Genomic DNA, 20,486 nt, shown 5'->3' on the forward strand with positions numbered 1-20,486 from the left:
ATTATCAGCGATCACCTTTTTCCCATATCAAACCCGCTAGTCTTGCGCTGATCGGATCACAGACGGCATTGCCGAGGAACGGAAGCTATGACCACTCCAAACGAGGCGCCCAAGAAGCGCCAACTCCCCACTGTCTATACCCTGCTTTTTATCATCATCGCGCTGATGGCCGCCCTGACCTGGGTGCTGCCAGCGGGCAAATATGACTATGTCACCGCCAAGACCCAGCAGCCGGTTGCGGCAGCGGCCGTGGCCGATTACAGCGGCGACGAGCGGCTGTTGCCGGTGCCCGGCAGCTACACCGAGTTACCCGCCCACCCGCAAGGGGTATTCGAGGTGCTCAAGGCGCCCATCCAGGGTTTTCACAAGGCGGCCGATGTGGCGCTGTTCGTGCTCATCATCGGCGGTTTTCTCGCGGTGACCATGCAGAGCGGTGCGCTGGATGCCGGGGTTGGGGCCATTGTGCGTGGCTTTGCCGGGCGTGAGCGGTTGCTAATTCCTGTGTTGATCGCCCTGTTTGCCCTCGGCGGCTCCACCTTCGGCATGGCAGAGGAGACGGTAGCCTTCTGGGCGCTGATCGTGCCGGTGATGATGGCGGCGGGCTTCGATCGCATGGTGGCGGCGGGGATTATCCTGCTCGGCTCCGGGGTCGGGGTGCTCGCCTCCACCGTCAACCCGTTTGCCACCGGTATCGCCTCGGGCTTTGCCGGTATCCCCATCGGTGAGGGGATTGGCCTTAGGGTTGTGCAGTGGCTGCTGCTGGTGATCTTCGCCTCCTGGTTCGTGATGCGCTACGCCAAGCAGGTGCAGCAGGACAAGTCCCGCTCCGTGCTGGCCGACATCGCCTATGACGACGAGTTTTCCCAGATGAAGAGCGGCAACCTCGCCTTCACCGGCAAGCAGAAACTCACCATGCTGGTCTTCTTCGGCACCTTCCTGCTGATGATTTACGCGGTGGTGCCCTGGTCGGATTTGGGGATCGACGTGCTGCCCACCTTTGGCTGGTGGTTTGACGAGCTCTCGACCCTGTTCTTCAGTGCCTCCATCCTGATTGCGCTGATCAACCGGATGCCGGAGTCCAACTATGTGGCGACTTTCCTGAGCGGCGCTCGGGATCTCATCGGGGTAGCGCTGGTGGTGGCGGTGGCGCGCGGCATCTATGTGGTGATGGAGCAGGGCGTCATCATCGACACCATTTTGCACTGGGCCGAGGGGCTGGTGACCGGACTCTCCTCATCGGTCTTCATCCTGATGGCCTATCTGGTGCACATCATCCTGAGTTTTTTCATCCCCTCCACCTCGGGGCTGGCGACCGTCTCCATGCCGCTGATGGGGCCGCTGGCTGACTTCTCCGGTATCTCCCGGGATCTGGTGATCACGGCCTATCAGTCCGCCTCCGGCTGGATCAACCTGTTTGCCCCCACTGCCGCCCATCTGGTGGCGGGTCTGGCGCTCGCCAAGATCCCCTACGATCGCTTCGTGCGCTGGGTGCTGCCCTTTATCATCGGCGTAGCCCTCATCACCATGGCGGTGCTGGTGGCCGGCGCCCTGCTGCACGGCTGATGGCACGGATAAAGCCACAGATAACAAAAAGGCTCCCGCGGGAGCCTTTTTCATGAGCTTTGCTTACTGCTTGTAGCCCTTGAGGAAGCGGGCGAGGCGGCCGATGGCATCCTCCAGCTCCTCTTCGCGGGGCAGAAACACCAGCCGGAAGTGATCCGGCGCCGGCCAGTTGAAGCCGGTGCCCTGTACCAGCAGCAGCTTCTCCTGTTGCAGCAGGTCGAACACCATCTTCTGATCGTCGCGGATGTCATACACCTTGGGATCAAGGCGCGGGAACATGTAGAGCGCCCCCTTGGGTTTGACGCAGGAGACCCCGGGGATCTCGTTCAAGAGCTCCCACGCCTTGTCCCGCTGCTTGCGCAGGCGCCCGCCCGGCAGGATCAGCTCGTTGATGCTCTGGTAGCCGCCAAGGGCGGTCTGGATGGCGTGCTGCATCGGCACGTTGGCACACAGCCGCATGGAGGCCAGCATTTCAAGCCCTTCGATATAGCCTTTAGCACGCCCCTTGGGTCCGGTAATGACCATCCAGCCCTGGCGGAAGCCGCAGGCGCGGTAGGCCTTGGAGAGGCCGTTGAAGGTCACCACCATCACATCGTCGCACAGGGTGCAGACGCTGGTGTGGGAGATGTCGTCGTAGAGGATCTTGTCGTAAATCTCGTCGGCGAAGATGATGAGGTTGTGCTGGCGGGCGATCTCGATCACCTCCAGCAAAAACTCGCTGCCGTAGACGGCGCCGGTCGGGTTGTTGGGGTTGATCAGCACCAGGCCGCGGGTGCGCGGGGTGATACGGGCGCGGATGTCGTCGAGATCCGGATACCAGTCGGCCCCTTCGTCGCAGCGGTAGTGCACCGCATGGCCGCCGGAGAGGGTCACTGCCGCGGTCCAGAGCGGGTAGTCAGGGGAGGGCACCAGCATCTCGTCGCCGTTGTTGAGCAGCGCCTGCATCGCCATCACGATGAGCTCGCTGGCGCCGTTGCCGATGTAGATGTCGTCGATGTCGACCTTGCGCATCCCTTTTTGCTGGTAGTACTGCATCACCGCCTTGCGGGCGGAGAAGAGCCCCTTGGAGTCGCAGTAGCCCTGGCTCTGGGGCATGTTGAGGATCACATCCTTGATGATCTCTTCCGGCGCCTCGAAGCCGAACGGGGCCGGGTTGCCGATGTTGAGCTTGATGATGCGGTGGCCTTCGTCTTCGAGACGGCGAGCTTCTTTATGCACCGGGCCGCGGATGTCATAGCAGACATCGTCGAGCTTGTGCGACTTGTCGATAGTGAACATGGTGACTGTGATTCCTTCCCCATGGGGACGCGTTGGCGAAAAAGGCGGTTTTTAGTATCAAATATCTTTTCCCCTATTCTTCACAGAATTGAATGCTAGAACAATCTTCTTTTTAGTAGATATTCCTGATTTTTAGCCCCAAAACAGAGTTATTAAAAGGTTAAATTCAGCACGATCGTTTGTGCTTGGCAAGGTTCACCAGTGAAAGATGGGGGAGTGATTAACAAAGCTACTCTACTGTGTTGAAATCTTCACGCTCTCTGGCACGATTGGCTTGTGTAAAAAAGCCTCTTCATCGTCATTTCCGACGAGAAAAAGCTGATACAACTGGCACTGGCCAGCGCATATTTCCCCTTTCCCGTCCTGTTCTATCTGCAGAGGTATCCCATGCATGCACCCACACCCGGTCGCTATCGTCACTTCAAGGGGGGCTACTATCAGGTGCTGACCCTGGCCAGCCATACCGAGACAGGCGAGCAGCTGGTGATCTATCAGTCGGAACAGGATGGCGCCGTCTATGCCCGTCCAGTCGCCATGTTCATGGAGTGGATTGAGCATCAGGGTCAGGTGGTCAGCCGTTTTTCGCCGATCAAGTGATCCGCTGGTGTGGCCCTGAATTGTTGATCAACAAATAGACAGAACAGGCCTTTGGAGTCATAAGTTGTCGCATGAGGCTCCTTGTTGGCAACAGCCTCTGTGTGGCTTGCTACTGATAAATATCTCTATTAATCAACCAATTGTGACTTGAGTCACGTTTTCTGGCGACTGGTAACCGGGTTCGCATCGGCTATTGCTGCTCCCATAATGCTGCGCGTGTTAACGCATGGCCCCTTTGCGGGCCTTTTTATCTCATCTTATCGGGAGACATACAGTGAAACCTGTTGCAGCAGAGTTTTTGGGAACCTTCTGGCTGGTATTGGGAGGTTGTGGCAGTGCCGTGCTGGCTGCAGCCTTCCCCCATGTGGGGATCGGCCTCTTGGGCGTATCGCTGGCATTCGGCCTGACCGTGCTGACCATGGCCTATGCCATCGGCCATATCTCCGGTTGCCATCTCAACCCGGCCGTCACCATCGGTCTGTGGGCGGGTGGTCGTTTTCCGGCATCCGGTGTACTGCCTTATATCGTGGCGCAAGTGCTGGGTGGCATTGCCGCCGCTGCCGTGCTTTACGTGATTGCCAGCGGTCAGGCCGGTTTTGATCTCTCCGCCGGCTTTGCCTCCAACGGCTACGGTGAGCACTCTCCGGGCGGCTACAGCATGATGGCGGCACTGGTGTGCGAAGCTGTGATGACCGGCTTCTTCCTGTTCGTCATCATGGGCGCTACCGACAGCCGTGCGCCAGCTGTGCTTGCTCCGGTTGCCATCGGCCTGTGCCTGACCCTGATCCATCTGGTGAGCATTCCGGTGACCAATACCTCGGTCAACCCGGCCCGCAGTACCGGCGTTGCGCTGTTTGTCGGTGACTGGGCGGTCAGCCAGCTGTGGTTGTTCTGGGTTGCCCCGATTGTCGGTGCCATTCTGGGTGCGCTGGCTTATCGCCTGGTGGCGACGGAGCAGAAGTAATCATTTGCGAAACAAAGTGTGGTATCGACACGCCTGAGGGCGTGTTTTTTGTTTCTGGAGGAGTGAGATAAGAGAACTCACCAAGCCAAACGTCAGAGTCCCTTGGCCTGCAGCATCTCTTTGTAGCGCTGATGGAGCAACTGGACGCGCTCCACATAAGCGCGCGTTTCCGCATAGGGTGGGATGCCGCCATGTTTTTGTACGGCGCCCGCCCCGGCGTTGTAGGCCGCGGTCGCCAGCGCAATGTTGCCGTCATACTGCTTGAGCAGTCCCGCTAGGTATTTCACCCCGCCGAAGATATTCTGCTCCGCCAGCAGGGCATTGCCGACCCCCAGCTCCCGCGCCGTGGCAGGCATTAGCTGGGTCAGCCCCATCGCCCCCTTGCGGGAGACCGCCAGTGGATTGAAAGCCGATTCGGCGTGAATGAGCGCTCGGATCAGCGCAGGCTCAACCTGATAGGTCTTTGCTGCTGCCTTGATGGTGCTGGCATAGTCATAGAGAAACAGTCCTGTGGTCTGCCAGTTGACGCTGGATTTGGGGTCGCAGGCGAAGCAGTCGTTGAACAGCAGCAGTTCGTAATGGCCCTGTTCGGGCGCCATATCGGAGTAACGTACTACCCCGTTTTGCTGCACCGATTTATAGACCTGGATCTGCTTCTTGCCGCCAGCGGCGGTTGCCGCTGTTTGAGTGGTTTCGGGTTGTGGGGCGGGCGCAGCATGATTGACCGGGCGCAAGGGAGAGGGGGCTGCGGTCAGGAAGACCACCTCCGCGGGAGGGGGCGTCTGGCTCCATCCACTCAAGGGGATCAACACCATCTGGCCTGCCAGCATCCATGCTTTCAACCGTCACACTCCTTCCCTGGATCATCATGTTGAGTAAAGCACCATGGCGAGTGCAGAACAAGCGTACAAACAGGGAGTTGTGAAGTGGAGGGGGGATTTGACCGAGGGACGGGGGGATGCCGGAGTATGGCCAGGAGAGGCGCCAAAAGGTGGAATTTTCCGGTAGCTAATGGTCATAAGCGTCTTAGGGAAGTGCTCCAGCATGCTCGCTTTTTTGTTAATAAAAGGCATGCTATCTTGCTGGTGTAAGCTGGTCTGGCTAGTTAGTTTCAATCTATCTTATCTACTGATTATAAAGGAATTTTTTGTGTCAGGAATGCTGGCGATGGAACTCATCTTCGAGGAGTACTGTGACGCCGATCTCTCTCTCATCAAGGATTATTACGAGACGACTTTTTCCCACTATGTGCCGGATCTGGCAGAGCGGGTCTTTGTCGTACGTGATGCTCACTGGCTGGTGGGGGCGGTTCGGTTGCGGGACGAGGAGGAGTTTTATCATCTGTGCGGCTTTCGTCTGTTGCCTCACTACCAGTCGCTGGGATTGGGTTCACGGCTGTTGCAGCACGCCTGTCACGGTCTGGAGGACAAACCGGTAGTCTGTCAGGTACTGCCTTTCGAGAAACCCTTCTATCTCAAGGCCGGTTTTGCCGATATCTCCCTCAACCAATTGAGCGGGTCACTCTTCTCCCTTTATGAGCAACAGCAGCAGCAGGGTTATCAGGTGGAGCTGCTGGTACGGGATACCAGCCAGCCCCTCCTGAATTGAGCGGGCTAGCGGGGTCTGGTCAGCAGGTGGATTTTGCCCGGTGACAGCTCCAGCCCCAGCAGGTTTTCTTTCAGCCAGGCTTGTTGCGGATCCTTGTCATCCAGTCGGTAAACCGGTTTGCTCTCAAGACGCTTCTCCATGCTCTGCAGCAGCATAGCGAGCATCATGCCGAACTTTCTCTCTGCCGCCTCCGGTTCCAGCTTGTACTCCACCAGTTTCATGTTGTCGAGAAACAGCGCGCTCTGGCTCTTGTCATAGCGGGGTCTTGCCTCATAGGTCATCTGCAGGCGGGCGTCATATTCGGTATTGTCGGGCAGGGCGATCTTGAGCTTGCCCTTGCCATAGACTCGGGCGGTGTCTGGCTGTTGACGGCCAATCTGGACATCGCTCTGCTCCAGCTTCACATGGGCCTTTATGATGCCGGGCAGCTCCAGCTGTTTGTCGACTTGCACCTGGGATTGCAGGTACTGATTGATCTGCTGCTCATTGATGTCATATGAGCCTTGACCTAGCATGGCCAGGCTGAGCAGCATGGATTGCAGAATCATGGGGGCAACCTGATAGAATGGATTTGCCTTACAGCATACCATTCCTGACTGGCAGGATCTGCCGACCACTGTTTGTTGATGAAAAGGAGTTACCGTTGCTAAACGGTCTGGAACATGATCTCCACCTGCTGTTCTCCCGCTTTCTGGGCTGGCTGCTACTGCTTTTTCATACCGTTATCGTCGCGGGTGTGTCGTTTCGGGTAGTGATGAAACGCCGCCCCATCGGGGTGTCGCTGGCCTGGCTGGCGCTGATCTACGCCATTCCGTTTGCCGGCGTCGGCTTTTACTTGCTGTTTGGTGAAATCAAGTTGGGGCGCCGCCGCGCCGAGCGGGCACAGGCCATGTATCGCCCTTACGCTATCTGGATTCGTCAGTTGGCCCGCCTTTTCCCCCAGCATTGCTGCGAGGTGGGGGAAAAGGCCCAACCATTGCACGATCTGATCCAGGGGCGGTTGGCCATGCCCATGCTCTCCGGTAACCGGATGACTCTGCTCAGCCAACCCGACCAGATCCTGCATGAGATTGCTCAGGATATTCGCCGCTCGACGCTCTCATGCTATCTGGAGTTCTATATCTGGCACCCCGGCGGTGATGCCGACGAGGTGTGTGAAGCACTGATGGAAGTCGCGCTGTGCGGCGTGGATTGTCGTTTGTTGCTCGATTCGGTGGGCAGCAAGCACTTCTTCCGCTCCGGGTGGCCGAAAAAGCTGCGCAAGGCGGGGGTCAAGCTGGTGGAGGTGCTGCCGGTCGGCGCCTGGCGCATTCCGTTCCAGCGGCAGGATTTGCGAATGCACCGCAAGTTGGTGGTGATCGATGACAAGGTCGGCTATACCGGCTCCATGAACATGGTGGATCCCCGTTTTTTCAAGCAGGATGCCGGGGTCGGCCAGTGGGTCGACATCATGATCCGGGTGCAGGGGCCCATGGTGCCGCTGATGTGGTCGATCTTTGTCTGGGACTGGGAGATGGAGACCGGCGAGCGGCTGCTCGACAGTCTGCAGCATGAGCCGGAAGCCTGGCCCCAGACCAACTACCGCGCCCAGCTGATCCCGTCCGGCCCCTTCGTCGGCGGCGACTGCATCCAGCAGAGCCTGCTGCTGGCCATCTATCAGGCGCGCAGCCATCTGGTGCTGACGACCCCTTACTTTGTGCCCGACGATCCGCTGGCGGCCGCACTCAGTTCGGCGGCGGCGCGCGGGGTGCAGGTGCAGCTGGTGTTGCCGGCACGCAACGACTCCATCATGGCCAATTACGCCTGCAACGCCTTTATGGAGGAGCTGCTGGCGGCCGGGGTGGAGATCTACCGCTACGATGCCGGTCTGCTCCATACCAAGAGCGTGCTGGTGGATGATGACTTCGCGCTGGTGGGGACGGTCAATCTGGATCGGCGCAGCCTCTGGCTCAACTTCGAGGTGACCCTGCTGGTGGATAACCCCTCGTTCGTGGCCCAGATGACCCGGCTGGTACAGGGCTATATGGCGGAAGCCACCCCGATGACCCTGGCCCAATGGCAGGCCCGCCCCTGGTACAAGAAGGCGATGGAGAACATCTTCTATCTCTTCAGCCCCTTGCTGTGATGTTGTGGCGAGCCGCAAGAAAGTGGACTCGCCATCTGATTGGACTTGCCTAGCCCCGAGTCCGCCCCGTAGAGTGCAGTGACAACTCCCTGGAGACACATGGATATATGAAAAAGATAGTGGCCCTCGCCGTGGGTGCGGCACTGGTAGGTGGTGGTCTGGCTGCGTGTTGGTACACGGGCAACAGCTTCGACAACATCATGGCGGAGCAGATCGCCAAGGTAGAGCAAGAGACCGGTATCGATATGCAGTGGCAGCCGAGTAGCAGCAGCCTCTTCACCCGTGACGGGGTCCTGAAGGTCGTGGTGACGCCGGAGGAGCTGGCTGCCATTGACAGCGAGCTGGAGGGCAGTCAGTCCATCGAGTTGCAACTGGTGGTCAAGAGCCAGATCCTGCCGCTCTACATCAAGAGCCACCTCCTGCTCGATACCCATAATGGCACGCTAGCGCCGGTTTTCACCGCACTGGGCATGGAGCAGTGGGAACTCGGTCTGGAGTCGGTCACCAGTCTCTGGACCCAGGGTAACAGCAGCCGTTTCTGGGCCAATGAATTCAAGGTAAAACAGGGGCTGGACGAGTTCAGCTTCCTGCCCCTGAGCGGCGAGTTCCACGGCAATCTGGAGGGGAATGGTCACCTCACCATGACCTGGCAGGGGATGACGGTCCATGAAGAGCAGAGCAAGATGGACTTGGTGCTTGCCGATCTGAAAGGGAGTGCCGACATTGCCGAGATCAGCGGTGTGCTCCTCTCGCCCCAGAGCGAGATGACCCTCTCGGCCCTCACGGTACAACTGCCTGACAGCGTCAAGGTTGCCCTGCAGGGGATGACTACCGAGACTCAGCTGACCGGTGATGATGCCCAGACCCTCTCCAGCAGCTATCAGATGAAAATTGCCAAGCTGGATCTGGAGAACGAGACTGACACCCTGGCGGTGACCGACAGCAAGTTGGCGCTCAACCTCAACGGTCTGGATCTGGAAGGGTATCAGGGGCTGCAGGCCGCCGGTGGCAAGGGAGTTGAAGATGCCGCTATCCAGCAGGCGCTGGACAAGATGCTCAAACGTGGCGCGACCCTTGAACTGGCCGATCTCAGCGCCAAGCTCAACGGTGAGGCGGTGACCATGAAGGGGGACGTGAAGCTGGCCTCCACTTCGCTGGAGCAGCTGTTCAACAGCGACGCGGGAATGCAGGCCCTCTCCGGCGTGCTGCATGCCAGCCTCAGCGACAAGCTGGGCAAGGCGGTGCCGCAACTGGCCCCCATGCTCGATCAGCTGACCCAGATGGGTTATCTGAAGGCCGACAAGCAAGCGCTGACCTCCGAGCTGAAGCTGGAGAAGGGCGCGGTGACGGTAAACGATCTGCCGCTCTGACACTCGGCGCAGAAACAACAACGGCTCCCGCGGGAGCCGTTGTTGTTTCTGGCGTTTGCATATGGGCCGTGTGGGCGAATTACTTGAAGACCACCGTCTTGTTGCCGTAGACGAACACCCGCTCGTTCAGTACCAGCTCCAGCGCGCGGCTCAGCACCGATTTCTCCACATCCCGACCCGCCTTGGCCATGTCGTCCGCACTGAAGGCATGACCGACGTGGATCACGTCCTGTTCGACGATGGGGCCTTCATCCAGATCGTCGGTCACGAAGTGGGCGGTGGCGCCGATCAGCTTGACGCCGCGATCAAACGCCTGCCGGTAGGGGCGGGCACCGATGAAGGCGGGTAGGAAGGAGTGATGGATGTTGAGGATCTTGCGCGGGTAGGCCTCGACGAAGCTCGGGGTCAGCACCCGCATGTACTTGGCCAGGATCACATAGTCAGGCTCATAGCTGTCGATGATGGCGCGAACCTGCTCCTCATGCTCTGTCCGGCTCAGACCCTCGTGACTGACGGTGTGGAACGGGATATCGAACTTGCCGGTGAGCTCGGCCAGGGTGTCGTAGTTGCCGATCACCGCGACGATATCCATATCCAGCGCGCCCGCGTAGTTCTTCATCAGAATATCGCCGAGGCAGTGGGTCTCTTTGGTCACCAGGATGACGATGCGCTTCTTGCCCGCCTTGACCAGACGGCGCTGGGCACCGGTGGGCAGGGCATCATCGAGGTCGGCCAGCAGGGTCTCGTCGTTGAAGCGTCCCTCCAGCTCGGTACGCATGAAGAAGCGGCCATTCTCGTGATCCACAAACTCATCGTTCTTGATGATGTTGAGCTGGTGCTTGTAGCAGATGTTGGTGATCTTGGCGATGAGCCCTTTGGCATCCGGGCAATCCGTGAGCAGTATTTTCTTTTCCATCTCTGTCATTTTCCGTTTGTGGTGTTGGCGCTGCTGTCTGCGCCGGCAGCGTTGTTCAGGCTCTCTTTTCGGGCCCTGTTTTTTTGTTTCGGGAACTATGCCATAAACCGATCCGCGCCATAAAGAAATTCGCCAGTCATGGTCTTTCGTGCTGGCGAGCGGGCCGCAGAGCGGGATCCCGGGCGCAATGTTGAAACGCTTTTCAGCCTGCGGGGGATTTTGGCTGGTATCTGCAACCGTTTTTCTTTAGGCTGTCTGCGCTTATTCTCAGGGCGGGGTGCAATTCCCCACCGGCGGTATCCCGATTGACTCGGGGAGCCCGCGAGCGCCCGACTTGGCTGATTGCCGGGTCGGGGTCAGCAGATCCGGTGAGATGCCGGAGCCGACGGTCATAGTCCGGATGAAAGAGGATAAGACAGACCTTGCCGTGTTGGCCCTTGTGGGCTGGCCGCTGCATGCCCGTCTCTGTCTGCCTTTCCATGCCCTGATTCTGGTCCTTGTCTTGTTTAGGAGTTTTACCATGAATCAGTCTCTACTCAGTGAATTCGGTGATCCCGTTGCCCGTGTCGAAGCGGCTCTGTCTGCCTTGCGTGCCGGAGGCGGCGTGCTGGTGGCCGACGATGAAGATCGGGAGAACGAGGGCGACCTCATTTTCGCCGCCGAATCCATGACCAATGAACAGATGGCGATGATGATCCGCGAGTGCTCCGGCATCGTCTGCCTCTGCCTGCCCGACGAGCGGGTTCGCCAGCTCGAACTGCCGATGATGGTGGAGGCCAACTCCAGCCACTACCAGACCGCCTTTACCGTGACCATCGAAGCGGCGCAGGGGGTCACGACCGGTGTCTCGGCGGCTGATCGCATCACCACCATCCGCGCGGCTATCGCTGACGGCGCCAAACCGGGTGATCTGCATCGCCCGGGTCATGTTTTCCCGCTGCGGGCGCGAACCGGTGGGGTGCTTACCCGCCGTGGTCATACCGAAGCGACGGTCGATCTGATGCAGCTGGCTGGCCTCAAACCGTTTGGTGTGTTGTGTGAATTGACCAAAGAAGATGGCTCGATGGCGCGTCTGCCAGACCTGGTTGCGTTCGGTCGCAAGCACCAAATGCCGGTGCTGACCATCGAGGATCTGGTGCAATATCGTCAATTGTTGTCAGAACGTACAGCCTGAGCCTCATACGAAATTGTAATAAGGCAAAAATTTGGTTAACCTTTGTCCGTGCCCCCACCACACGACACTCATTTTTTAGACGAATCTGGACAAAAACTGTTCATTCAAAAAAAAATGAGGGTTTTAATGCATTTATCTGTGGTGGGGACTATGCAAAGTAGGATTTTTTTGTGCCATAATCACGCCGCTTGCTAAACGTCTGGCGAGTTCAAGGGAGCTTTAAAAATGAAAAAATTGTTGTTGGTAGGTGTTGTTGGTCTGTCCGCTCTGCTGGGCGGTTGTGCAAACACCAGCGAACTGGAAACTTCCGTTCAGAATCTGTCTAACAAAGTTGACCAACTGGCTCAAGATGTTAGCGCAGTTCGTGCTGATCAGTCCAAAATCGCTGCTGATGTTGCCGAAGCCAAGCAAGAAGCTATGCGTGCTAACCAGCGCATCGACAACATGGCTACTTCCTACAAGAAGTAATCCATGCGAAAAAAATGGCGCAGTTTTGCGCCATTTTTTTTTGCCTTAAATTCACCGTATCTCCACTATTCCCACAGCACCTTATTCCCACAGTACCTTCTTCGTACTTGACCCATGAGGTCATGCCGGTCTCCCGGCACTCCCCCATCATTACCAGCCAGTTCGATTCCGATCAGTAGAGCAGACTATAGAGTTTGCGACGGTAGCTCTGCGCCTGTGGTGTGTTACCCATAGTGGCGAGAATATCGAGATAGGTCTTTCTGGCTTCGCCGAATGCCAAGTCCCGTTTGAGGATCGCCAGCAGCAGTTCCAATGCCTCTTCCTGACGGCCGGCCTGGTTGTATTGCACAGCAAGTTCTTGTGCCAGACCAAAATCATCAGGCTGTTCTGCATGACGGGCTTCCAGCGCGCGCAGTTCCGGGCTGTCTGCCGCTTGCAGGGCCAGCGCCAGTCGTGAGCTCAGGGTATGGAAGTGACTTTCCTGTGCCACCATCGGGATGGTGCCGAGGCGCTCCTGCGCTTCATCCAGCAGGTTGAGGTCGAGCGCGGCCTGAATGAGCCACAGGCTGATGTCGTGACGTTCAGGGGCCAGCTGGTGTGCCTTGGTCAGATGGGCATAGGCGATGCTGGGCTGCTCGTCAGCCAGTGCCTGTTGCCCCTTGGCCAGCAACTCTTCCTCTTCTTTGGGGGTGAAGGCGGCGAAATACTGGCGCAGGGTGGCTTCATCCTGCGGCCCTTCGATGATCCCCTGTTCGTCAGGGCGACCCTGATGGAACAGCACCAATGCGGGTAGGGCGCGCAGGCCGAGCTGGCTGGCGAGCGGTTGCAACTGGGGATCGTTCATATCCACCTTGGCCAGGGTGACCTGCTCATTAGCGGGCCCAACCAGTGATTCGATCAGCGGTGTCATCCCGTGACACTCCGGCATCTGCGGAGCATGGAAATAGATGACGACCGGCTTCTTCATGGAGGCATCGATCAGTTCAGCGTGAAAATTCTGGGGAGTAATGTCGACGATCATGAGTTGGACTCTTCAGAAAGGGTGTTGAGTAACATGGGGTTGAGTGACTGGCAATTCAAGCGCTCATCAAGCCGGTAAAAGGTCACGGGGGTTGCCGCCGCGAGACTGAGCCAGCCGCTGGCAAAGGGCCAATCCTGTACCTGATAAGGGGTGTCATCGAGCCGGTTGTCGAGTCGCCACCCTTCCTCCGGGAGAAACCGCACCTTCTCCAGTCCCGCCGCTATGCCGCCACCGTGGGCTTTCAGTACCGCTTCCTTGCGTGACCAGAGCCGGTAGAAGGCACTCTCCTGCTCTGGAGCAGGCAGCGCGCAGAGCCACTCATATTCACTCTGTGCATAAAACCGGCGGGCCAGGGGGAGGGGGTGATGCCGCCGTTTGCCCAGTTCGATATCCACCCCAAGCTGCCCCTGCGGGCAGAGCGCCAACACCAGCCAGCTGCCACTGTGGCTTAGATTGAACTGCCAAGCATCATCATGCAGTTGGGGCTTGCCGTGGGGGCCGTTGCAAAATTGCAGGCTGGCGGCAGGGCGTTGCAGCCTCTCGGACAACAGCTGGCGCAGCAGGGCGCGGCTCACCAGATATTCCTGACGCCGTTCAGGATGGGTCATGGTTTGCCAGATATGCAGCTCATCGGTTGACAGCCATTCAGGCAATTGAGCAAGCAGTGCCTGGCATACCCTGGCTGGTTTTAACAAAAAAAGATCGGTTTCGATCATGATTTTTCACTTTAAAAAGGTGCTGAAGCAGGGATAAAAGCCAGTTATCTATGAGGCCAAAGGTCCTTTTTGCGATTGTATATTGTTTGGGCATGATCACATTAATTATGAAAAATCGTGCATTTCCTTGCAAAAATGTGAGCTTGATAGGGATTTTCACTTGCCTCGATAGAATTCTTGGATATAGTCGGGTGCTGTTGCCTTATAAATTGCCCTTTGGGGCCGTATTTTAACAAGATTTACTATTTTGCGGGGATAAAGGATTGCGCTACCTGATGCTACTGCTGGTCGCGCTCGGAATGGCGGGTTGTGCTTCGGCACCCCAACCCGAGGTCGCGAGCAAGATCGAAGTTTCCATGATGGAACCCGTTATTGAACCGGAAGCTTCGCAGACACCCGATGTGAATGAAATCCTGACAGTATACAAAGAGTGGCGCGGTACCCCTTACCGCTACGGTGGTACAACCGAACGTGGTATCGATTGTTCCGCCTTCGCCCGTGAAGTGTTTCGCAATGCGGTCGGTATTGAACTTCCCCGCGATACCCGCTCTCAAGTTCACGAAGGGACGCGCGTTTCCAAGCAGGATCTGGTCGAAGGTGATCTGGTCTTCTTCAAAATCAATCGTCGTCTCAACCACGTTGGTATCTATGTCGGGAATGGCGAATTCATTCACGCCTCGACTCGAGCCGGTGTGACCCGCTCCAAGCTGGACAGCCAATACTGGCGCAGCAAGTTCTGGCAAGCTCGCCGGATCGATATCTGAGTCAGGCTGGACAAACGGCTCGCAGTACGGACTGTTTTTCCAACCTCACTTGAACCGGGCTCGATAGCCCGGTTTTTTATTGCCCTCGTTTAGACTTTCCCGAGTCAAATCACTATAGTGTGGGCCCGTTTTCTTCGGCAGGCTCAGCATGAAACCCCGCATCCCATCAGCTGGTGGCCCCAAGTCGGGCGACCGTAAATCCGGACTTCACTCCCGTAATCGCCATGAGGCGGGTTACGACTTTGAGGCGCTCTGCCTGCGAACTCCCGAGTTGGCCGTCCACGTATTTATCAATGACTACGGTACCCGCACCATCGATTTTGCCAATCCCGATGCAGTGAAGTCCCTCAATCGCGCCCTGCTGGCCCATCACTACGGGATTGCCCATTGGGACTTGCCTACCGGTTACCTCTGCCCGCCTATCCCGGGACGGGTGGACTACCTGCACTGGGCGGCCGATCTGTTGGCCGAGAGCGCAGGCCAGCTCCCTACCGGCAAGGGGGTGAGGGTGCTGGATATCGGGGTGGGGGCAAACTGCATCTATCCGTTGCTGGGGGCCCGCGAATATGGCTGGCGTTTTGTGGGATCGGATATCGATCCGGTCTCGGTCAAGGCGGCCACCCTGCTGGCCAAGAGCAACGGACTCGGCAACCAGATTGAGTGTCGCCTGCAGGGCAACCCCAACCATGTGTTTCGCGGCATCATAGGGCCAAAGGAGCGCTTTGCCCTGACGCTGTGCAATCCGCCGTTCCACGCGTCGCTGGAAGAGGCGAGCAAGGGGACGGAGCGCAAGCTGCGCAATCTGGGCAAGGAGGTGACAGGCGCTCCTGTGCTTAATTTTGGCGGCCAGAAGGCCGAGCTCTGGTGCGAAGGGGGCGAGGCGGCGTTTCTGGCCAACATGATTGCCCAGAGCAAGGAGTTTGCCACTCAGTGCCTCTGGTTCAGCTCGCTGGTGTCGAAAAAAGAGAACCTGCCGGGGGCGAAAAAGGCGTTGAGCCGGGTGGGGGCGCGTCAGGTACGGGTGATCGACATGGCGCAGGGCAACAAGGTGAGCCGGATCCTCGCCTGGTCCTTTCTGGATGAAGAGGGATTGCGTCGCGGCTGGTCGAGCGCGCGCTGAGTCCCCACCACAAGGCCCGATGAGGGCCTTTTTTCATGATGAGCCCCGCGAATTTCCCCTGCTGGCGGCATCTTTGGCAATCGATTTCCTCATTGGCAGATCGTGCTGGTTTACATGGTGTAAGTAGTTACTTCCGCCTTGGTACAGGTGTACGCCGAGATTTTTTTGCACTTACAGCTGAAACTTTAATAAAATAGGACTGGTTAGACCTCTTTACAGGCAATGAATCACATAGGGATCGGAACATGAAAGTTGTCGATTTTCTGAAGCGCAAGCGCGAAATTTTGGCGCAGCACCCCTTTGAGCTCAAGGATTGGCTCTCACCGGCGATCCGCGACTACTGGCGTGAGTTTCAGCAAAAGGCACATCTTCACCCTTTGCTGGGTCGTGTACTGGACTTGCAAACCGAGACCCAGAGCGAGCAGCAACAGGATGCAGCAACCGTGGCACGGGTGGCCAACGGTCAGCCTGCCGTGGCTCAGGAACCCGCTGTGGAGCTGGGAGCCGAGGCTGCCGAGCTCTATGCCGCCCTGCAGGCTCGCATTGGTGAAGAGACCCATGTGGGCGAGTGGCTGCACGTCAGCCAGCAGATGATCGATCAGTTTGCTGCCGTGACCGGGGATCATCAGTGGATCCACACCGATCCGGAGCGCGCGGCCGCCGAGTCGCCTTTCAAGACCACCATCGCCCACGGCTTCCTGACCCTGGCGCTGCTGCCGCAGCTGACCGGCTCGGTCGATGAGGCCACCCCCGAGTTCCCGACCGCCCGCATGGTGGTGAACTTTGGGCTGGATCAGGTACGTTTCCCGTACCCCATCAAGGTGGACAGCAACATCCGCGCCCGCACCAAGCTGGCCCGGGTCACCCCCATCAAGGGTGGGCTGGAGTTGCTCAAAGAGATCAAGGTCGAGATTGAAGGGATCCGCCGCCCGGGTTGCGTCATCGAGTCGGTGACCCGCATCTACTTCTGAGCTCTCTCATCGGCATGAATGGTGAAACGGGCCCGCTGTCGTGTGCAACGAACAGCGGGCCCGTTTTTTTGCCTGTTTGTTGCAAGGGTTGAGGCGTCAGCCATAGCGCGCCGACCCCAGCTTGATATGACTCACAAAACGGTGCGCCGTGCAGTTAGCCAGCTCTCATTTTGGCGAGTTGGCCGCGTGAGGCGATAGCATGTTATGCCACTATTGGCTTCTTACTCCCGATCCTGGAGACAATAGTGCCCATCAATAACAAGATTATTCTGCCACTGCTGCTGAGCCTCACCATCCTGCTGATCCCGACCCACTGGATCCCGCTGGAGGGGATCACCGTCATCGAGCAGCGGGTCGTGGCCATTTTCGTGCTGGCCGCCCTCTGCTGGATCCTGGAGCCCATCCCTATCTTTGCTACCTCGGTGCTGATTATCGTGCTTGAGCTGCTGCTGCTCTCCGACAAGGGGCTCTGGTTCATGACTGCCGACAAGGCTGAACCGGGGTTTGGTGAGCTGCTCAAGTCCACCGAGGTGATGGCGACCTTTGCCTCGCCGGTTATCATGCTGTTTCTCGGTGGTTTTTTCCTCGCCATTGCGGCGACCAAGTACCATCTGGACGTCAATCTGGCGCGGGTGCTGCTGCGCCCGTTCGGTCAGGATCCCCGGATCGTCATGCTGGGGCTGATGTTGATCACCGCCACCTTCTCCATGTTTATGAGCAATACCGCCACCACCGCCATGATGCTGGCCATCCTTACCCCTGTGCTGGCGGCATTTCCCGACAAGGACCCGGCCAAAATCGGCTTTGTGCTGGCCATTCCGCTGGCGGCCAACCTCGGCGGGATCGGCACTCCCATCGGTACTCCGCCCAACGCAGTGGCCCTCAAATACCTGACCGGCGAGCATGCCATCTCGTTCGGTCAGTGGATGGGATTTGCGGTGCCCTTTGTGGTGTTGCTGTTGCTGCTTGGCTGGTTCCTGCTGGGGCGCTTCTTCCCGAGTTCCCTCAAGCGGATGGATCTCAAGATTGAGGGGCGCTTTATGCAGACCCCCCGCGCCTGGGTGGTCTACCTCACCTTTATCACCACCATAGTACTCTGGCTGCTGGGGGATCTGCACGGCATGAGCTCCTACGTGGTCGCCATGATCCCGGTGGCAGTGTTCCTGACCACCGGCATCATCACCAAGGACGATCTGCACAAGATCTCCCTCGATGTGCTCTGGCTGGTCTCGGGTGGTATCGCGCTGGGGCTGGCGCTGGAGGACTCCGGGTTGGCCGAGCGGCTCATCACCCACATTCCGTTCCACGAATACTCCACGCTGGCGGTGCTGATTGGTGCCTGTCTGCTGGCAGTGGTGATGGCCAACTTCATGTCCAACACCGCAACCGCCAATCTGTTGCTGCCACTGGTGGCGGCACTGGCGGTCAGCATGCCGGAGCTGGCCGAGTGGGGCGGCAGCCACACCTTGATCCTGGCGGTCACCATTTCGGTTTCGCTCGGGATGTCGCTGCCCATCAGTACCCCGCCCAATGCGCTGGCCCACGCCACCGGTCTGGTGGAGAGTCACCAGATGGTGCGCATCGGCGTCATCATGGGGTTGGTCGGCACCCTGCTGGCGATGGTATGGATCTACCAGATTGCCGCCTGGGGGCTGATCTAGCGAGCCTGTCTGCCTAAAGCAAAGAGGAGCCGAATTGGCTCCTCTTTGCGTGTTGGGGATCCGGGGCTAGAAACTGACGCCAAGGCTGAGCAGGTGTCTTAATTCGCTCTCGCGGGGTTCCGGGCTGCCTGTATCGACAAGGATGTCAGCATCTTCCCAATTCAGCTCACTCGACCAGGAGAGGCGCAGATGGTCATTGAAGTAGTAGCGCAACCCTATGCTGCCTTTCAGGTCCTGATTACGGGTGACATAGGGGGAGGGTTGTGCCAGATATTTCAGATAGCGCCCCTGGCTGAACAGTTCCATTTTCTCCTGCCAGAGGGAGAAAGGTTGGCGATAATCCCAGTTCAGGCCAGCGAAGGGGTAGTCTATGACCCGTTCACCCAGAAAAACGCCGGTGATCTTGCTATCTTCACGGAAGTAGAGCCGACTTAGCCCCCCTTGGGCCATCAGCTCCAGTCGGCGGCGCTTGTCGTTCCAAAAGCGATAGCCAGGCCCCGAGCCATAGTCCATGTAGAGATAGCGATCTTTATCCAGCATGTCATATTCGGCATCGAGTGAGGTACGCAAGAACCACTGCTGGTTGAAGAAGTAGTCCAGCGTAGGGTTGAGCTGATAATCATGGCTGTCGGTGACGTTGTCAGCGGTCTCATAGGTGTATTCACCGGAGAAGCTGTAACGCCAGTCCAGATTGGCCAGCTCGCTTTTCCACTTGAGGTTGACGTTGTTGGTCTGCTTGTCATTCTGTTTGAGTTTGACATTGAGATCGCCGCTGCCGGTCCAGAGCCAGGCGTTGCGTTCATCCTGGTCATCCTCGAACAGCTTGAGCCCACCCTTTGCCGTCGCCTTGGGTTTGTCCTCTTTATCGATACGCCAGCGTTTGATGGCCTCTCGCTGGACGGTGACTGCGCCGCTGTAGGGAAGGGCGATGCGCACCGACTGTTTGGTCACCTCCTCGATGTTGCCGGTCAGACGATCGCCATTGTTCATCCAGAGAATGTCCTTGGCCCACAAGGAGTGACAGACCAACAGGAGCAGGAGGGGCAGGAATTTCATGAGGTAAGGTGACTCCGGTGCGACTCGGGCGCTGGTGACTTAACCACTGACAAGTTGGCTGCTGATGGGGCGGGGCAGGCCATTTTTGCTCTCCAGCGCCGCCGTCACCTCATCCTGCATCACGTCAGGTGCACTGATAAAGCTCTCTATGGCCGGAGATAGCACCAGCGGGGCGCCATTTTCAAGCTCCTCTTCGGTGCGGGAGAGCGGGGAGTGCACCTCCAGCCAGCGCCTACCATCCGGTTCGATGGCGACCTTGACCGGTTGATTGATGACCCGTACCGGCGTGCCGATCGGCACAATCTTGAACAGGGCCTCAATATCGTCAGGTCGCAGCCGGATGCAGCCTGCACTTACCCGCAGGCCAACGCCAAAATCCTTGTTGGTGCCGTGGATCAGGTAGTCGCGCTTGCCATAGCCAAGGCGCATGGCGAACTTGCCGAGGGGATTCTCCGGGCCGGGGGGCACCACGGCGGGCAGGGTGATCCCTTTTTGCTCCAGCCAGGATTTGCGCACCATGGGGCCGGGAACCCAGGTCGGGTTGGGATTCTTCTCGATGACGGTGGTGGTCATCTCGGGTGTTTCGCGGCCGATATCGCCAATCCCGATGGGCAGCACGATGACCTCGTTCTTCCCTTTGGGGAAGTAGTAGAGGCGCAGTTCGGGCAGATTGATGACGATCCCCTCGCGAGGCACATCAGGCAGCAGCATCTGGGTGGGCAGCGTCAAGCGGGTGCCCGGCTTGGGTAAATAGGGGTCTACACCCGGATTTGCTTCAAGCAGCGCCAAAAATCCAATTTGTGTATTTTTGCCAACCAGCTCCAGATGTTCATTCTGCTGGATGATGTAATCCTCCAGCTCACCGATAAGGCGACTCCCGGCTGGTGGCAGCGGGTAGCGTTTGGCCTCTGCCGGCGCGGCGCAGAGCAGGATGGCTGCCAGCAGCAGGGAAAGGGCGGGCGTTAAGGGTAGGGGCTTGAGTTTCGGCAATCGCATAAGAAGATCCATCAGTTCAATCGGGGCGGAACATCATCAATACAGCCGCCAGGATGGCGCGATTGTTCCTCAATCAGCCCATGATTACCAGCTTGCCGCGCACCCGCAATGATTTGGG

20 protein-coding genes and 1 riboswitch are annotated in these 20,486 nt (G+C 58.2%); of the genes, 12 read left to right on the forward strand and 8 right to left on the reverse strand.

Annotated features, from left to right (window positions below; genetic code table 11):
* Positions 1-87 precede the first annotated feature (87 nt).
* Positions 88-1,563, forward strand: a complete 1,476-nt coding sequence (locus G5306_RS04900; protein WP_164537218.1) for a YfcC family protein — start codon at positions 88-90, stop codon at positions 1,561-1,563.
* Positions 1,564-1,626: 63 nt separating this feature from the next.
* Here G5306_RS04900 and G5306_RS04905 read toward each other — a convergent pair whose 3' ends face one another.
* Positions 1,627-2,841, reverse strand: coding sequence for a pyridoxal phosphate-dependent aminotransferase (locus G5306_RS04905; RefSeq protein WP_421312481.1), 1,215 nt, complete (start codon positions 2,839-2,841; stop codon positions 1,627-1,629).
* Positions 2,842-3,228: 387 nt separating this feature from the next.
* On the opposite strand from G5306_RS04905, the gene G5306_RS04910 reads away from it, so the two are divergent.
* A complete protein-coding gene (locus G5306_RS04910; RefSeq protein ID WP_043851261.1) occupies positions 3,229-3,438 on the forward strand; it encodes a DUF1653 domain-containing protein in 210 nt (69 codons plus the stop codon).
* Positions 3,439-3,712: 274 nt separating this feature from the next.
* Positions 3,713-4,402, forward strand: coding sequence for an aquaporin Z (aqpZ, locus tag G5306_RS04915; RefSeq protein WP_421205840.1), 690 nt, complete (start codon positions 3,713-3,715; stop codon positions 4,400-4,402).
* Between the two features lie 92 nt (positions 4,403-4,494).
* Here aqpZ and G5306_RS04920 read toward each other — a convergent pair whose 3' ends face one another.
* Complete coding sequence (locus G5306_RS04920; RefSeq protein ID WP_421309607.1) at positions 4,495-5,244, reverse strand: lytic transglycosylase domain-containing protein; 750 nt, start codon at positions 5,242-5,244, stop codon at positions 4,495-4,497.
* A gap of 325 nt (positions 5,245-5,569) precedes the next feature.
* Between G5306_RS04920 and G5306_RS04925 the strand changes: the two genes are divergently transcribed.
* Complete coding sequence (locus G5306_RS04925; RefSeq protein WP_266134531.1) at positions 5,570-6,010, forward strand: GNAT family N-acetyltransferase; 441 nt, start codon at positions 5,570-5,572, stop codon at positions 6,008-6,010.
* Positions 6,011-6,015: 5 nt separating this feature from the next.
* On the opposite strand, the gene G5306_RS04930 is transcribed toward G5306_RS04925, so the two are convergent.
* Positions 6,016-6,558 carry a DUF1439 domain-containing protein gene (locus tag G5306_RS04930; protein ID WP_421312482.1) on the reverse strand — a complete coding sequence of 181 codons (543 nt, stop codon included), beginning with the start codon at positions 6,556-6,558 and terminating at the stop codon, positions 6,016-6,018.
* Positions 6,559-6,653: 95 nt separating this feature from the next.
* Here G5306_RS04930 and cls point away from each other — a divergent pair, with 95 nt between their 5' ends.
* Entirely contained in the window at positions 6,654-8,135 is a 1,482-nt protein-coding gene (gene cls, locus G5306_RS04935; protein WP_421205839.1) for a cardiolipin synthase, read from the forward strand.
* 107 nt (positions 8,136-8,242) lie between these two features.
* On the forward strand, positions 8,243-9,505 hold the full coding sequence (locus tag G5306_RS04940; RefSeq protein ID WP_421235757.1) for a DUF945 family protein: 1,263 nt from the start codon (positions 8,243-8,245) through the stop codon (positions 9,503-9,505).
* A 79-nt stretch (positions 9,506-9,584) separates the two neighbouring features.
* Here the strand turns inward: G5306_RS04940 and purU are convergent, their stop codons facing one another.
* Positions 9,585-10,421: a formyltetrahydrofolate deformylase gene (gene purU, locus G5306_RS04945; RefSeq protein ID WP_005344188.1), complete on the reverse strand. Its 837-nt coding sequence runs from the start codon at positions 10,419-10,421 to the stop codon at positions 9,585-9,587.
* 259 nt (positions 10,422-10,680) lie between these two features.
* A riboswitch (FMN riboswitch) is annotated at positions 10,681-10,837 on the forward strand.
* A 104-nt stretch (positions 10,838-10,941) separates the two neighbouring features.
* Between purU and ribB the strand changes: the two genes are divergently transcribed.
* Both ribB and G5306_RS04955 read left to right on the forward strand, forming a co-directional pair.
* Positions 10,942-11,595: a 3,4-dihydroxy-2-butanone-4-phosphate synthase gene (ribB, locus tag G5306_RS04950; protein WP_100654777.1), complete on the forward strand. Its 654-nt coding sequence runs from the start codon at positions 10,942-10,944 to the stop codon at positions 11,593-11,595.
* Positions 11,596-11,820: 225 nt separating this feature from the next.
* A complete protein-coding gene (locus G5306_RS04955) occupies positions 11,821-12,063 on the forward strand; it encodes an Lpp/OprI family alanine-zipper lipoprotein (RefSeq protein WP_005334342.1) in 243 nt (80 codons plus the stop codon).
* A 172-nt stretch (positions 12,064-12,235) separates the two neighbouring features.
* Here G5306_RS04955 and G5306_RS04960 read toward each other — a convergent pair whose 3' ends face one another.
* On the reverse strand, positions 12,236-13,084 hold the full coding sequence (locus G5306_RS04960; protein WP_421205837.1) for a tetratricopeptide repeat protein: 849 nt from the start codon (positions 13,082-13,084) through the stop codon (positions 12,236-12,238).
* Positions 13,081-13,800 carry a 4'-phosphopantetheinyl transferase family protein gene (locus G5306_RS04965; protein ID WP_158112381.1) on the reverse strand — a complete coding sequence of 240 codons (720 nt, stop codon included), beginning with the start codon at positions 13,798-13,800 and terminating at the stop codon, positions 13,081-13,083. The genes G5306_RS04960 and G5306_RS04965 overlap by 4 nt, the downstream gene beginning before the upstream one ends.
* Before the next feature lie 275 nt (positions 13,801-14,075).
* Between G5306_RS04965 and G5306_RS04970 the strand changes: the two genes are divergently transcribed.
* The 4 genes from G5306_RS04970 (at position 14,076) to G5306_RS04985 (ending at position 18,316) form a co-directional block, all read left to right on the forward strand.
* The gene (locus G5306_RS04970) at positions 14,076-14,564 is read left to right on the forward strand and encodes a C40 family peptidase (RefSeq protein WP_421172010.1); all 489 of its coding nucleotides are present in this window, start codon (positions 14,076-14,078) and stop codon (positions 14,562-14,564) included.
* A gap of 148 nt (positions 14,565-14,712) precedes the next feature.
* On the forward strand, positions 14,713-15,684 hold the full coding sequence (gene rlmF, locus G5306_RS04975; RefSeq protein WP_421312483.1) for a 23S rRNA (adenine(1618)-N(6))-methyltransferase RlmF: 972 nt from the start codon (positions 14,713-14,715) through the stop codon (positions 15,682-15,684).
* A gap of 245 nt (positions 15,685-15,929) precedes the next feature.
* Positions 15,930-16,655: a MaoC family dehydratase gene (locus tag G5306_RS04980; protein WP_204483864.1), complete on the forward strand. Its 726-nt coding sequence runs from the start codon at positions 15,930-15,932 to the stop codon at positions 16,653-16,655.
* Between the two features lie 245 nt (positions 16,656-16,900).
* Positions 16,901-18,316: an SLC13 family permease gene (locus G5306_RS04985; RefSeq protein WP_204481267.1), complete on the forward strand. Its 1,416-nt coding sequence runs from the start codon at positions 16,901-16,903 to the stop codon at positions 18,314-18,316.
* A gap of 66 nt (positions 18,317-18,382) precedes the next feature.
* Here G5306_RS04985 and G5306_RS04990 read toward each other — a convergent pair whose 3' ends face one another.
* Complete coding sequence (locus G5306_RS04990) at positions 18,383-19,372, reverse strand: DUF481 domain-containing protein (RefSeq protein ID WP_421172008.1); 990 nt, start codon at positions 19,370-19,372, stop codon at positions 18,383-18,385.
* Between the two features lie 39 nt (positions 19,373-19,411).
* Positions 19,412-20,368 (reverse strand): L,D-transpeptidase family protein, encoded by a 957-nt coding sequence (locus G5306_RS04995; protein ID WP_421222146.1) that lies wholly within the window; start codon positions 20,366-20,368, stop codon positions 19,412-19,414.
* Positions 20,369-20,486 lie beyond the last annotated feature (118 nt).

Source organism: Aeromonas sp. 603404 (assembly GCF_049171775.1).
Classification (GTDB): domain Bacteria; phylum Pseudomonadota; class Gammaproteobacteria; order Enterobacterales; family Aeromonadaceae; genus Aeromonas; species Aeromonas veronii_A.

Coding starts and splice junctions, on each gene's coding strand:
- ribB (WP_100654777.1), top strand. CDS start 10,942: ATGAATCAGTCTCTACTCAGTGAATTCGGTGATCCCGTTGCCCGTGTC.
- G5306_RS04970 (WP_421172010.1), top strand. CDS start 14,076: ATGCTACTGCTGGTCGCGCTCGGAATGGCGGGTTGTGCTTCGGCACCC.
- G5306_RS04905 (WP_421312481.1), bottom strand. CDS start 2,841: ATGTTCACTATCGACAAGTCGCACAAGCTCGACGATGTCTGCTATGAC.
- purU (WP_005344188.1), bottom strand. CDS start 10,421: ATGGAAAAGAAAATACTGCTCACGGATTGCCCGGATGCCAAAGGGCTC.
- G5306_RS04955 (WP_005334342.1), top strand. CDS start 11,821: ATGAAAAAATTGTTGTTGGTAGGTGTTGTTGGTCTGTCCGCTCTGCTG.
- rlmF (WP_421312483.1), top strand. CDS start 14,713: ATGAAACCCCGCATCCCATCAGCTGGTGGCCCCAAGTCGGGCGACCGT.
- G5306_RS04900 (WP_164537218.1), top strand. CDS start 88: ATGACCACTCCAAACGAGGCGCCCAAGAAGCGCCAACTCCCCACTGTC.
- G5306_RS04995 (WP_421222146.1), bottom strand. CDS start 20,368: ATGCGATTGCCGAAACTCAAGCCCCTACCCTTAACGCCCGCCCTTTCC.
- G5306_RS04965 (WP_158112381.1), bottom strand. CDS start 13,800: ATGATCGAAACCGATCTTTTTTTGTTAAAACCAGCCAGGGTATGCCAG.
- G5306_RS04990 (WP_421172008.1), bottom strand. CDS start 19,372: ATGAAATTCCTGCCCCTCCTGCTCCTGTTGGTCTGTCACTCCTTGTGG.
- G5306_RS04910 (WP_043851261.1), top strand. CDS start 3,229: ATGCATGCACCCACACCCGGTCGCTATCGTCACTTCAAGGGGGGCTAC.
- G5306_RS04940 (WP_421235757.1), top strand. CDS start 8,243: ATGAAAAAGATAGTGGCCCTCGCCGTGGGTGCGGCACTGGTAGGTGGT.
- G5306_RS04925 (WP_266134531.1), top strand. CDS start 5,570: ATGGAACTCATCTTCGAGGAGTACTGTGACGCCGATCTCTCTCTCATC.
- G5306_RS04960 (WP_421205837.1), bottom strand. CDS start 13,084: ATGATCGTCGACATTACTCCCCAGAATTTTCACGCTGAACTGATCGAT.
- G5306_RS04980 (WP_204483864.1), top strand. CDS start 15,930: ATGAAAGTTGTCGATTTTCTGAAGCGCAAGCGCGAAATTTTGGCGCAG.
- G5306_RS04930 (WP_421312482.1), bottom strand. CDS start 6,558: ATGATTCTGCAATCCATGCTGCTCAGCCTGGCCATGCTAGGTCAAGGC.